Raw genomic sequence first — 13212 nt, forward strand, 5'->3', positions numbered from 1 at the left:
CCGGCAAAAAGGGGGGGGTGATGAAAATACTGTTCGTGCATCAGAATTTCCCCGGTCAGTTCAGGCATCTGGCCCCGACACTTGCGCAGCGCGGGCATCATGTCATCGCGCTGACCGCAGAACAGAATACCCAGCAAACGCCGTTGCGCAGCTATCGCTACCCCATGCCCGACCCAGCGCCCGACCCGCGGCAATCGCGTCTGGGCACCACCTATACCGCGATGACGGATCGCGCCCACCGTGCCGCGCGTGCGGCAGTACAATTGCGCGACAATATAGGGTTCAGCCCAGATGTGGTGTTCGGGCATTCCGGTTGGGGGGAAACCCTGTTCCTGCGTGAAGTCTGGCCGGATGCCCGCCATCTGGTATATGCGGAATTCTATTACGCGACCAAGGGGCTGGATGTGGGGTTTGACCCTGAATTCAGCCGCAGTGACATTGGCGGGCAGTTTTCCGTTGTGGCACGTCAAGCCCATCTGGCGCTGTCCATGGTGCAGGCCGATGCGGCATTGTCGCCGACAGAATGGCAGGCTGACAGCTTTCCGCCGGTTTTCCGGGATAAGATCACCATCACCCATGATGGCATCGACACTGATTCTCTGACCCCGGACCGGTCTGCGCATTATCAGGTTCCGGGCGGGCCGCTTCTGCATGCCGGTGACGAGGTTCTGACCTTTGTTGCCCGTAATCTGGAACCCTACCGGGGGGTGCATATCTTTTTGCGGGCCTTGCCGGACGTTCTGGCCGCGCGACCGGGTGCGCATGTTGTTATCGTCGGTGGCGATGGCGCCAGTTACGGGGCCGCGCCCCGCCACGGCAGTTGGAAAGACCAGTTTCTGCGCGAACTGGGCGGGCGGCTGGATATGTCGCGTGTGCATTTTACCGGGCGCGTGCCCTATGGTGATTTCGTTGCAATCATGCGCATCAGCCGTGTGCATGCTTATCTGACAGTGCCTTTCGTTCTGTCATGGTCCCTGCTGGAAGCCATGAGCATGGGCGCCTGTGTCATTGCATCGCGCACCGGCCCGGTGGAAGAGGTCATCACAGATGGCGGGAACGGTCGTCTGGTGGATTTTTTCGACATTGATCACTGGTCAGAGATGCTGATTGATGCGCTGGAAGCCCCCCATCGCTATGACCAGATGCGTGCGAATGCCCGCCGCGCAATTGTTGAGAACTATGACCTGAAGCGGATTTGCCTGCCGCGCCTTGTCAAATTTGTCGAAGGCGGATGATTGCGAAGCGCGGCCAACCTTGCGGTTTTGTCAGACTGCTGAACTATGGCCTGCCTTCGCCATGGCGTATTCGTCGAAAATGGTGGCGATGATGCGCGTCAGCGGGCGGCCTTCTGCAGGGATTTGCAACCCGTCTGACGTGCGTTGGACGAATTCGCCATATTTCTGCACTGCCAGATCAAACAGAGCATCAACTTCAGCCGGGCTGGCGTTGAAATCCTGAACCAGTTCGTTGCGATTGATGGCAAAATCACACATCAGCGATTCAATCGCGCGCCCGCGCCAGATGTCGGCAGGCGTGAAGATATGTCCGCGCGCGGTCGCAAACTGCCCCGCATGCACGGCTTTCTTCCAGTCCGCTGTTGCAGGCGCGTTCTGTGCATAGCCTTGTGGAAAGCGCGAAATCGACGACGCACCCAGCCCGATCAACACAGGCGATGTGTCATCGGTATAGCCCTGAAAATTGCGGCGCAATGTTCCTGCGGCTGCGGCTTTGGCCATGCTGTCATGGGGGCGGGCGAAGTGGTCGATGCCGATTTCGTCATACCCGTCCCACAGAAACAACCGCCGCGCCGTGTCAAAAAGATCCAGCCGTTCTTCGGGGCGTGGCAGGGTTTCGGATGGAATCATCTGCTGACGCCGCGCCATCCATGGTACATGCGCATAGCCATAAAGCGCGACACGGTCGGGGTTCAGGGACAGAAGTTTCTGGACTGAATCGGAAATCCGTTTGGGCGTCTGATGGGGCAACCCATACAGAATATCGGCGTTCAGGCTGGCAATTCCGCGCGCGCGCAACCCGTCAACGGCCGCCTTGGTAATCTCGAAACTCTGGTCGCGGCCGATGATTTTCTGGATTTCGGGGTCGAAATCCTGCACCCCGATGGATGCGCGGTTCATCCCCGCTGCAGCTAGTGCATCAAGGCGTTCGTCATCGATTTCGTTCGGGTCAATCTCGACGGAGAATTCGCCGCCATCGGCCAGTGGTGCTATGCTGAATACCAGCGCCGCAAGTTCACGCATCTGCGCAGCGGGCAGCAGCGTGGGCGTGCCGCCACCCCAGTGCAGCCGCGACAGGTGCACCCCTTCGGGCAATATTGCGCGCAGCAGTTCCAGTTCCGCGCGCAGCGAATCGACATAGGCAAGCACGGGCGCATTGCTGCTGGTGCCCTGGGTGCGGCATGCGCAGAACCAGCACAATCTGCGGCAAAAGGGCACATGCAGGTAAAGCGACACCTCGCTTCCGGGCGGAATTTGCCCGATCCAGCCCGTGAATACACCCTCGCTCAGGCCGGTCCCGAACTGCGGTGCGGTCGGATAGCTGGTGTAACGCGGCACACGCGCGTCAAACAGTCCAAGCTTAGTAAGTTGCGAAAGATATGACATGGCTGTAGGATATATTTGTAATCAAATGAAACATCCTTGATGTAGATCAAAAAATCATGACCCGTGTGAAGCCAAAATTGCAGACGATCGGACATGACTGCACAGCATGTCCTATTCGCCACCGAGCGGTTTGCGCACGCTGCGAAGCCGATGAATTGCAGGTTCTTGAGAACATCAAGTATTATCGCAGCTTTGAAGCGGGGCAGACTGTCGTCTGGGCCGGTGACAACATGGATTTTGTCGCATCCGTCGTGACCGGCATCGCAACGCTTAGCCAGACCATGGAAGACGGGCGCCGCCAGATGGTGGGTCTTTTGCTGCCATCGGATTTTGCGGGTCGTCCCGGACGCAGCACATCCGCCTATGATGTCACAGCGGCCACGAATCTGGTGATGTGTTGTTTTCGAAGAAAACCTTTTGAAGAACTTATGCTCAGCACGCCGCATATCGCCCAGCGCCTGCTGGAAATGACGCTGGATGAACTGGACGCAGCACGTGAATGGATGTTGCTTCTTGGGCGCAAGACCGCACGCGAAAAGATTGCAAGCCTGTTATGCATCATTGCGCGGCGGGATGCGTCCCTGCAACTTAGCCAGACGCATGGTGAACTGCGTTTTGACCTGCCGCTTACGCGCGAAGCAATGTCCGAGTATCTGGGCCTGACGCTGGAAACCGTAAGTCGCCAGATGTCCAGTTTGCGCAAGCAAGGGTTGATCATGACAGAAGGCAAGCGCCACATCATCATCCCCGATTTTGACCAGCTTCTGGAAGAAACCGGCGATGATTCGGATGGTGGTTTTCTGGTCTGATTCGCCGATTTCCTGAAGAATAATGGGTACGTAACCCATTCATTTTCACCATACGCCATGGAATCAACACAATTTTTGCGCCTTGTCGCCATCGAACCATTGTGAAGTCATCTTTACACTTAGGGTTGAATTGGCGCGTTGGGCGGGAACAGATGTTCGATTGGGATTCGGATTTTGATGATCTGGTGTCGTATGACCAGAATCAGACTGTGGCCGCGCAGCGTGACGGGCAAGGTCAGTTTTCAGGGCGTGGTATGGTTGTGCAGATGCTTGCCATCCTGTGTCTTGTGGTTACCGCACTGGTTCCGGGCAAATCCGGCACGGCATCCGGTCCGGCGGTCATGTTCGCCGTGTCCGCCGTCCGGATGCACCCCCCGCCAGATGATGTGATGTCTATGCCCACCGGGTTGCGGACTTATTCCATAACGGAGTTCCGCACCTTCATTAGCGGTATTGCCCTGCTGGGGGATGCGGAGCTGATAGCGTATGCCCGTATCACAGCGCGCGATCTTGACCATGCTGCCGGTCGCCCCACCACAGACTTCTTTCACGATGCCATGACCCTTTTGCAGATGGAAATGGCCCGACGCGGGTTGCAACCCGCGCCCGCTGGCCAGCCATAGCGCATCGGCGCAAAACCGGTCCTCGGCTGCGCAACATGCTTAGTGCGCCAGAAACACCGCACAAGGCGTGTCCGCCAGCATGTCGCGTGTGGTGCCACCAAGGATGGCTTCGCGCAGCCGCGATCGCCCATAGGCCCCCATTATCAGCAGATCAGCAGCCTGATCATTCAGGTGGCGGCGCAACACATCGCTGGTGCGTGGCAAGGTTTGCGCCAGCACGGACACATCCGCCTGAATTCCGTGCCGTGCCAGCATCTGCGCCAGCAACCCGCCGGGATCGGACCGTTCCGCGCCATGCGATGGGGGGGCAATGATGACCGTGTTCACCAGATCGGCCTGTTTCATGATCGGCAGCGCTGCGCGTGTGGCGTGCAGGGCTTCGTCGCTTTGGTTCCATGCCAGAACCACCTTGTTGAATTCCGGCAGGTTGGGGCCAGGTTCGGGCAGCACAAGCACGGGCGCGTCCCCTTCGAATAATGCCGCTTCGATGATCACCTCATCCTGTGGACCGCGCCCCGGACCATAGGGCAGTGGCAGCACGACCAGATCAGAAAACCGTGCTTTCAGCCCAACATAGGAGGTGATGCCGCCCAGCGACAGAACCGCGCTGTCCGTGCCCCAGCGGATATCGCTGCCGCGCAGGCTTTCGCGCGCCTTCTCTTCCAGGGCATTGGCGGTTGCCTTGGCCGCATCAAGCGAATCCTGATAGATGATCGCGGGTGCCCCGGCATAGAATCCCATGCTTTGGGTTGAATCGATACCCATGCAGCAGACTTCCAGATGGGCATCAAGCCGTCGGGCAAGGGCGATTGCGGATTGCAGCAGGGGCTGAAGCCCCGTTTCGGAAGCGATGAAGGTAACCAGCGATTTATATGGCATCGTAAACTCCTTTCCTGAAGCATGTCGCGGAAAACGGACAAGCGTTTGTTACGAGCACAGGCGCAGAATCATACGCCCTGCACCGCAATGCAACATCCGGTTCGTCACAAGATGCTTCACCCTTCGCGGGCAAGACCCCTGCAGCATGCCCGAATTCCGCACGCCAGACATTGATCTGAAGCAAATGATTTCAGGCGCTGAAATTGACCTGAATCAAAGTTTTTGACAGCATCCCGTGACAAAACGCACCATGCAAAACTGTCCGTGCTATCGTTAGTAAGGTGGCAGGATGATAAAAAGGGACGCAGATCATGTGGGACTACTTGAAGCTTGCTGTTCTGGGGGTTGTCGTGGTTGTCGCTGCGATTGCTGCCAGCATGGCACGCGATTTGCCTTATCTGGTCCACATGCTGGTGATCATGCTTGCAGCAGCGATTACCTTCGTGTGGCAGATCCGCCGTGCCGGAGAGCCGGTTTCGGCGGCGAATCCGAATGAATATATGGATGGCCCCGTTCGCTTTGGCGTGGTTGCGACGGCCTTTTGGGGGGTAGTCGGTTTTCTGGTCGGGGTTGTTATCGCATTCCAGCTGGCCTGGCCGGACCTGAACTTTCAATGGGCGCAAGGCTATCTGAATTTCGGGCGTCTGCGTCCGCTGCACACCTCGGCGGTGATTTTCGCGTTCGGGGGCAATGCCCTGATCGCCACGGCATTTTATGTCGTTCAACGCACATCCGCCGCGCGGCTTTGGGGGGGCGGTCTGGCATGGTTCGTGTTCTGGGGCTATCAGATTTTCATCGTCATGGCCGCAACAGGCTATGTTCTGGGGTCAACCCAGGGGAATGAATATGCCGAACCCGAATGGCTGACTGACCTGTGGCTGACTATCGTGTGGGTTGCGTTTCTGGCGGTTTATATGGGCACGGTCATCAACCGTCGTGAACCACATATCTATGTGGCCAACTGGTTCTACATCTCCTTTATTGTCACAGTTGCGATGCTGCACCTTGTCAATAACGCGGCGATTCCGGTTTCAGTATTCGGGTCGAAATCCATTCCTGTCTGGTCTGGTGTACAATCTGCCATGATCCAGTGGTGGTATGGCCATAACGCTGTGGGCTTCTTCCTGACGGCGGGTTTCCTGGGCATGATGTATTACTTCATCCCGAAACAGGCAGAGCGTCCGGTCTACAGCTATAAACTGTCGATCATGCATTTCTGGGCGCTGATCTTCCTGTATATCTGGGCCGGTCCGCACCATCTGCACTATACCGCACTTCCCGACTGGGCGCAGACGCTGGGCATGACATTTTCGATCATGCTGTGGATGCCGTCCTGGGGCGGTATGATCAATGGTCTGATGACGCTTTCGGGTGCCTGGGACAAGCTGCGCACCGACCCGATCATCCGCATGATGGTGGTGGCTGTGGGCTTCTATGGCATGGCCACGTTTGAAGGGCCGATGATGTCGATCAAGGCGGTCAACAGCCTGTCGCATTACACTGACTGGACGATTGGCCATGTGCATTCAGGTGCGTTGGGCTGGAACGGTATGATCACCTTCGGCGCGCTTTACTATCTGGTGCCGAGACTGTGGCAACGCGAAAGGCTGTACAGTCTGCGGCTGGTAAGCTGGCATTTCTGGCTGGCCACGATCGGGATCGTTCTTTACGCGGCCTCGATGTGGGTGACCGGCATCATGGAAGGTCTGATGTGGCGCGAAGTTGATGCGCAGGGTTTCCTTGTGAATTCGTTCGCTGACACGGTTGCTGCGAAGTTCCCGATGTACGTGGTGCGCGGGCTGGGTGGGGTTCTGTTCCTGCTGGGCGCGATCATCATGTGCTATAACCTGTGGAAAACTGTGACGAGCACGGCGGAAAGACAACCCGCCCGCGCCGCCGCAGTGCCCGCTGAATAACGGAGGGCGTGATGGGACTTCTTGATCATCACAAGAAAATCGAAACGCATGCCACGCTTTTGCTGGTGCTGAGTTTCCTTGTCGTCACCATTGGTGGCATCGTTCAGATCGTGCCGTTGTTCTATCTTGATAACACCATCGAGAAGGTCGAGGGCATGCGCCCCTATGCGCCGCTGGAAATCGCGGGCCGCGAAATTTATCTGCGTGAGGGGTGCTATACCTGCCATAGCCAGATGATCCGCCCCATGCGCGATGAAGTGGAACGCTATGGCCATTACAGCCTTGCGGCGGAATCGATGTATGACCATCCGTTCCAGTGGGGATCAAAACGGACGGGGCCGGATCTTGCCCGTCTGGGGGGGCGTTATTCGGATGACTGGCATGTTCAGCACATGATCAACCCGCGCGATGTTGTGCCCGAATCGATCATGCCATCCTATGCGTATATGCTGAACCGCACGCTGGACCGGTCCGACGCAGAACATGTGCGTGACATTATGGCGGTGTATCGCACGCTTGGTCATCCCTATACCGAGGAGATGCTGGACAACGCGGTGGGTGATTTCTTTGCGCAGGCCGATGATTTCGGCGATCCGGGTGTTGTGGACCGCTATCCGGGGGCACAGCAGCGCAATTTCGACGGGCAGAATCAGGTGACCGAAATGGATGCCATCATTGCCTATATGCAGATGCTGGGAACATTGGTCGATTTCGACACATTCGTGCCCGTGGCCAACAGGTGAAGGGAACGCAAAATGGAAACATATACTTTTCTGCGGGCCTTTGCTGATAGCTGGCATCTGCTTTTCATGTTCTGCTTCTTCATCGGGGTGTTTGTGTTCATCCTGCGCCCCGGTTCAAGGAAGGTTCACGACGAATCTGCGAACATGATTTTCCGTAATGATGACAAGCCAGCGGGTGCCGGTTCCGACAACCGCCAGGGGCGTCACACTGACCCGAAAGAGGCCCGCTGATGGCTGACAACTCTGAAAACAAGGTTACACCCGCCTCCCGGCAGTATCCTGATCCGGCCAGAAAGCTGAAAAATGATGTTGCGACCACTGGCCATAGCTGGGACGGGATTGAAGAGTACGACAACCCGATGCCGCGCTGGTGGGTCTGGATCTTCATCATCACCATTATCTGGTCTGTGGGGTATTGGATCGCCTATCCGGCATGGCCGGGCATAAAATCCGCGACCGCGGGTTTGCTGGGCTACTCTTCACGTGCGAATGTCGCAGCCGAAATCAACGAATTTGAGGCCCGCAACGAAGGGTTCTTCGTCCAGTTGGTTGATACTGATCTTGAAGATATCCGCGACAATGACGAACTGCACCGTTTTGCTGTGAATGCGGGCGCAGCAGTGTTCCGTGCGCAATGTTCGCAATGCCACGGCAGTGGCGGCGCCGGTGTTCAGGCGGCCGGGTATCCCAACCTGCTGGATGATGACTGGCTGTGGGGTGGCACGCTTGATGACATCGTGACGACCGTGACCTGGGGTATCCGCAACGAAGATTTTGCAGATGCGCGCTGGTCGGAAATGCCTGCCTTCGGTCGGGACGGGTTGCTGGATGATGCAGAGATTGATCAGGTTGTGAACCATGTCCTGTCGCTGTCGGGGGCGGACCATGACGCACAACTGGCCGCTGCCGGAGCAGAATTGTACGAGATCAACTGTGCATCCTGTCATGGTGACGGGGGCGAAGGGGATTACTTCCTTGGCGCGCCTGCATTGAACAATCAGGTCTGGCTGTATGGCGGGTCTTTCGACGCCATTCGGGAAACAGTATATTATTCGCGCTTTGGGGTGATGCCCGGTTTCGAAAACCGTCTGCGCGAAGCGGAAATCCGTGCTGTGGCGGCCTATGTCCACCAACTGGGGGGCGGCCAGTAAAACCACCCCATCAGGCAATATGATTCAGGCCCCTGCGCATGCGGGGGCCTGTGTCATTCCAGCGGCATGTCGCCGCATTGCGACATCCTGCCGCCTGTTATCCCAAGCCCGGACGTAGTTGATCTGCATCAATGTCGCATGCGGGATTCCTTGACAAAGATCGGGCACGCCCTGGCATACAGGGCCGCGTCGGCCTTCGTTCCTGTTCGCGCGTGTTCCTGAAGGTCGGCGCAACCCTCGTCCGCGAATTATGGGGCCGTGCTGCGGCAATTTGTCAAAAGATGCATTGCGGAAGCGTTTTATTGATTCAAGTCAAGGTTTGTTCTGCCCGCGCGTGTGATCACCAGAACAGCCAATAGCCGGAGCATCAATATGAGTTCCCAGGAACAGACACCAGCACCGTTGTATGCCAAACGCGAGCCGATATTCCCGCGTCGCGTCAGCGGTAATTTCCGTACGATGAAATGGTGGCTTCTGGCCATCATGCTGGGGATTTACTATCTGGTTCCATGGATTCGCTGGGACCGTGGCGCAGAAATGCCCGATCAGGCCGTCCTGCTGGATTTGGCCAACCGCCGCTTCTTTTTCTTCATGATCGAGATATGGCCGCATGAATTCTATTTTGTGGCGGGCCTGCTTATCATGGCGGGGATCGGGCTTTTCCTGTTCACCTCTGCGTTGGGGCGGGTCTGGTGTGGTTACGCCTGCCCTCAGACTGTGTGGACGGACCTGTTCATTTTGGTGGAACGCTGGGTCGAAGGGGACCGCAACGCCCGCCTGCGCCTGCACCGCAAAGGCTGGGATTTCGAGAAGGTCCGCAAATACGGCCTGAAATGGGTGCTGTGGTTCCTGATCGGCATGGCAACCGGCGGGGCATGGGTGTTCTATTTTGCGGATGCACCGACGCTGCTGGTTGATCTGTTTACCGGGCAGGCGGGCATGATTGCCTATCTGACTGTCCTTGTCCTGACGATGACCACTTTTCTGTTCGGCGGGTTCTTTCGTGAACAGATTTGCATTTACGCTTGCCCATGGCCGCGCATTCAGGCCGCGATGATGGACGAAGATACCATAACTATCGGGTATCGTGACTGGCGCGGGGAACCACGCGGTAAACTGAAGAAAGGCCAGCTTGATCCAAGCCAGGGGGACTGCATTGACTGCATGGCCTGCGTCAATGTCTGCCCGATGGGGATCGATATCCGCGACGGGCAGCAGATGGAATGCATCACCTGTGGTCTGTGCATCGACGCCTGTGATGATGTTATGGACCGTATCGGAAAACCGCGCGGGCTGGTTGCCTACATGGCCCTGTCGGATGAGATTGCAGAGCGTGACGGGAAAGACCCCAAATCGGTCTGGACGCATGTATTCCGCCCGCGCACGGTGCTTTACACAGCGATCTGGGCAGCCATCGGCATAGGGCTGATTGTCGCGCTGTTCATCCGCGCCGATCTGGACATGAGCGTGTCGCCCATTCGCAACCCCACCCATATCCTGCTGTCGGATGGTACAGTGCGGAATGCCTATGACATCCGGTTGCGCAACATGTATCATGAACCACGGGAATTTGTCCTGTCAGTGACCGAAAACCCCGACCTGCGCCTTTCGATTGAGGGCGAGGAGGGCACTGCGGTGACTGTCGGACCGGATGAGATGGCCTTGCTCCGGGTTTACCTGACTGCCGCGCCCGAGACTGACTCGGCGCAAGCGGACCGGCGACCCGCGCGGATATGGGCAACTTTGTCGGGGACATCCGAACGGGTGCATTCCGACACCACATTCAACGGGAGAAACCAATGACAGAAACAGCACGCAAAGGGTTCCGCATGACCGGACCGAAGGTGTTGATCATCGCCGTCTCGGCATTCGGGGTTATCCTCGCCGCGAACCTGACCCTTGCGTTCAATGCCGTCAGCACCTTTCCGGGGCTGGAAGTGGACAACTCCTATGTCGCCAGCCAGAATTTCAACGAGGAACTGGCGGCACAGCTTTCGCTGGGCTGGGATGTCAAGGCGTCTGTGGAAGACGGGAACCTGAAGCTTGCCATCACTGATGCGCAGGGCACACCGGTACAGGTCGCCCATCTGGACGCCGTTGTGGGTGCCGCCACCCATGTCCGCGCAGACCAGACGCCTGATTTCCGGTTCACCGACGGCGCGTACCGCGCCCCGGTGGAAATTGGGCCGGGCAACTGGAATATCCGGATGCATGCGGTTGCTGCGGACGGGACCGAATTTCGCCAGCGCGTGGTTTTACACGTCCGTTAGGATGTCTTGATGAACACTGCAACCTTTCGCCCCTCTGCCTGTCCCGCCTGTGACGCGGCCCCCGCAGCCGAAGCGCTGGCCGGTGGCGCCGCGTTGCCCGATGCGCGTTTGCTGCTGTCGGTGCCCGAAGCGCATTGCGCAGCCTGCATCGCCACGATCGAACGCGACCTGGCCCGCATGGAGGGGGTGAATTCAGCCCGTCTGAACCTGACGCTGAAGCGGTTAAGCGTGGATGCCGCCGCTTCAGTGGGCATACAGGACGTCATCGCGCGGCTGGACCGGCTGGGGTATGATGCGCATGAACTGGACCCCGGCACGCTGTCGATGACCGAAACCGACAAGCAGGGGCGCGAATTGCTGATGCGCCTTGGCGTGGCCGGTTTTGCTATGATGAATATCATGCTGTTGTCGGTTGCCGTGTGGTCGGGGGCCGAAGGGCCGACGCGTGACATGTTCCACCTGATTTCGGCATTGATCGCAATTCCCACAGTGGCGTTTTCCGGGCAGCCCTTTTTTCGTGCGGCGTTCAAGGGGGTGCGTGCGGGGCGCATGGATATGGATGCGCCGATTTCTTTTGCCATCATCCTGACGCTGATCATTTCCATCTATGAAACGCTGCAATCGGGCGAGCACGCCTATTTTGAAGCGGTCGTCATGCTGATCTTTTTCCTGCTGGCGGGGCGGTATCTGGATTTTCGCGCGCGTGCTGTGGCGCGGTCTGCCGCGCAGGAACTGGCCGCGCTGGAAGTGCCGCGCGCCATCCGGCTGGTGAATGGTGCCGAAAGCACGGTTCCGGTGGTCGGACTGGCGGTCGGCGATCTGGTGCTGGTGCGTCCGGGGGGGCGTGTGCCGGTGGATGGCGTGGTCACTGCGGGTAAATCCGAAATTGACCGTTCCCTGCTGACGGGCGAAACCCTGCCCGTTTATGCCGCCGAAGGCAGCGCCCTCAGTGCGGGCGAAGTGAACCTGACGGGGCCGTTGACCGTGCGTGTAACCGCAGCAGGCAAGGACAGTTCGCTGCACCGCATGGCCGATCTGGTCGCCAATGCCGAATCCGCGCGCACCAAGTATACGACACTGGCAGAACGCGCGGCGCGGGCCTATGCGCCGACAATTCCGCTGCTGTCCATCGGGGCGTTTATTGTCTGGATGTATATTTCGGGCGGGGATTTGCGGCTGGCGGTGAATATCGCGGCGGCGACATTGATCATCACATGCCCTTGCGCACTGGGTCTGGCCGTGCCCGCTGTTGTGACCGCCGCCAGTGGCAAACTGTTCCGCAAGGGATTGCTGATCAAGGACGGGACAGCGCTGGAACGGCTGGCAGAGGTGGACACGGTTGTTTTTGACAAGACCGGCACATTGACCATGGGCACACCCGCGCCCACCAATCTGGATGCTCATACCGATACCCAAAGCCGTGTGGCGCTTGCGCTGGCGGACGCTTCCGCCCACCCGCTGGCACAGGCATTGGCGCGGGCGCTGCGTGACCGTGGCATTCGTCCTGCGCGGGTTGATGAAGTGCGGGAAATTCCCGGCTATGGGGTGGAAGGGAACTGGAAGGGCCAGCGCGTGCGGCTGGGCCGCGCGTCATGGATCGGCGTGGCCCCACGTGACATGACTGCCGCGTATCTGGGCATTGGCGCGCAGAGTGATGCGTTCACTTTCACCGACATGTTGCGCCCCGGTGCCGAAGATGTGGTCAAGGGGTTGCAGGCGCAGGGCAAGGCGGTTCTTCTGGTATCCGGCGATGCGCCCGCAGCGGTGCGCGATCTGGCACAGCGGTTGGGTATTCAGGACTGGCACGCAGAGGCATTGCCGCAGGACAAGGCCTCCAGAATTTCCGCGTTGCAGGATGCCGGGCATAAGGTGCTTATGGTGGGCGACGGGCTGAACGACACAGTGGCGCTAAGTGCCGCGCATGTGTCCATTTCGCCGGCTTCCGCGCTGGATGCAGCGCGCGCGGCGTCGGACATGGTGCTTCTGGGCCGTGACATAGCGCCGATTTCCGATGCCATACGGATCGCGGGCCAGTCCACCCGGCGCATACGCGAGAATTTCGTGCAATCGGGCCTGTATAATATTATATTCGTTCCCATAGCCCTGCTGGGTTTTGCAACGCCACTCTGGGCGGCGGCTGTGATGTCGATTTCATCCATTACAGTTACACTGAACGCCTTGCGGCTGAAATGACGAAAGG

Annotated in this window: 12 protein-coding genes; 10 read left to right on the plus strand and 2 right to left on the minus strand. The window is 58.3% G+C overall.

What is annotated here, in order from left to right; all coding sequences use genetic code 11:
* Positions 1-20: 20 nt before the first annotated feature.
* Entirely contained in the window at positions 21-1235 is a 1215-nt protein-coding gene (locus tag PUT78_RS13490; RefSeq protein WP_274352791.1) for a glycosyltransferase, read from the plus strand.
* Between the two features lie 30 nt (positions 1236-1265).
* Here PUT78_RS13490 and hemN read toward each other — a convergent pair whose 3' ends face one another.
* Positions 1266-2621 carry an oxygen-independent coproporphyrinogen III oxidase gene (gene hemN / locus PUT78_RS13495; RefSeq protein WP_274352792.1) on the minus strand — a complete coding sequence of 452 codons (1356 nt, stop codon included), beginning with the start codon at positions 2619-2621 and terminating at the stop codon, positions 1266-1268.
* A 56-nt stretch (positions 2622-2677) separates the two neighbouring features.
* On the opposite strand from hemN, the gene fnrL reads away from it, so the two are divergent.
* Both fnrL and PUT78_RS13505 read left to right on the plus strand, forming a co-directional pair.
* A complete protein-coding gene (fnrL, locus tag PUT78_RS13500) occupies positions 2678-3430 on the plus strand; it encodes a transcriptional regulator FnrL (protein WP_274352793.1) in 753 nt (250 codons plus the stop codon).
* A gap of 152 nt (positions 3431-3582) precedes the next feature.
* A complete protein-coding gene (locus PUT78_RS13505) occupies positions 3583-4053 on the plus strand; it encodes a hypothetical protein (RefSeq protein WP_274352794.1) in 471 nt (156 codons plus the stop codon).
* A gap of 39 nt (positions 4054-4092) precedes the next feature.
* Here the strand turns inward: PUT78_RS13505 and PUT78_RS13510 are convergent, their stop codons facing one another.
* Complete coding sequence (locus PUT78_RS13510; protein WP_274352795.1) at positions 4093-4932, minus strand: universal stress protein; 840 nt, start codon at positions 4930-4932, stop codon at positions 4093-4095.
* 311 nt (positions 4933-5243) lie between these two features.
* Here PUT78_RS13510 and ccoN point away from each other — a divergent pair, with 311 nt between their 5' ends.
* The 7 genes from ccoN (at position 5244) to PUT78_RS13545 (ending at position 13205) form a co-directional block, all read left to right on the plus strand.
* Positions 5244-6848: a cytochrome-c oxidase, cbb3-type subunit I gene (gene ccoN, locus PUT78_RS13515; RefSeq protein ID WP_274352796.1), complete on the plus strand. Its 1605-nt coding sequence runs from the start codon at positions 5244-5246 to the stop codon at positions 6846-6848.
* Positions 6849-6859: 11 nt separating this feature from the next.
* Positions 6860-7591, plus strand: a complete 732-nt coding sequence (gene ccoO, locus PUT78_RS13520) for a cytochrome-c oxidase, cbb3-type subunit II (protein ID WP_274352797.1) — start codon at positions 6860-6862, stop codon at positions 7589-7591.
* A 12-nt stretch (positions 7592-7603) separates the two neighbouring features.
* Positions 7604-7822 (plus strand): cbb3-type cytochrome c oxidase subunit 3, encoded by a 219-nt coding sequence (locus PUT78_RS13525; RefSeq protein ID WP_274352798.1) that lies wholly within the window; start codon positions 7604-7606, stop codon positions 7820-7822.
* Entirely contained in the window at positions 7822-8742 is a 921-nt protein-coding gene (gene ccoP / locus PUT78_RS13530) for a cytochrome-c oxidase, cbb3-type subunit III (RefSeq protein WP_274352799.1), read from the plus strand. The genes PUT78_RS13525 and ccoP overlap by 1 nt, the downstream gene beginning before the upstream one ends.
* A gap of 372 nt (positions 8743-9114) precedes the next feature.
* On the plus strand, positions 9115-10545 hold the full coding sequence (ccoG, locus tag PUT78_RS13535) for a cytochrome c oxidase accessory protein CcoG (RefSeq protein WP_274352800.1): 1431 nt from the start codon (positions 9115-9117) through the stop codon (positions 10543-10545).
* Positions 10542-11012, plus strand: a complete 471-nt coding sequence (locus PUT78_RS13540) for a FixH family protein (protein WP_274352801.1) — start codon at positions 10542-10544, stop codon at positions 11010-11012. The genes ccoG and PUT78_RS13540 overlap by 4 nt, the downstream gene beginning before the upstream one ends.
* A gap of 9 nt (positions 11013-11021) precedes the next feature.
* Positions 11022-13205 (plus strand): heavy metal translocating P-type ATPase, encoded by a 2184-nt coding sequence (locus PUT78_RS13545; protein WP_274352802.1) that lies wholly within the window; start codon positions 11022-11024, stop codon positions 13203-13205.
* The last annotated feature ends 7 nt before the right edge of the window (positions 13206-13212 follow it).

Source organism: Roseinatronobacter alkalisoli, from assembly GCF_028745735.1.
In the GTDB taxonomy this organism is placed as follows: domain Bacteria; phylum Pseudomonadota; class Alphaproteobacteria; order Rhodobacterales; family Rhodobacteraceae; genus Roseinatronobacter; species Roseinatronobacter alkalisoli.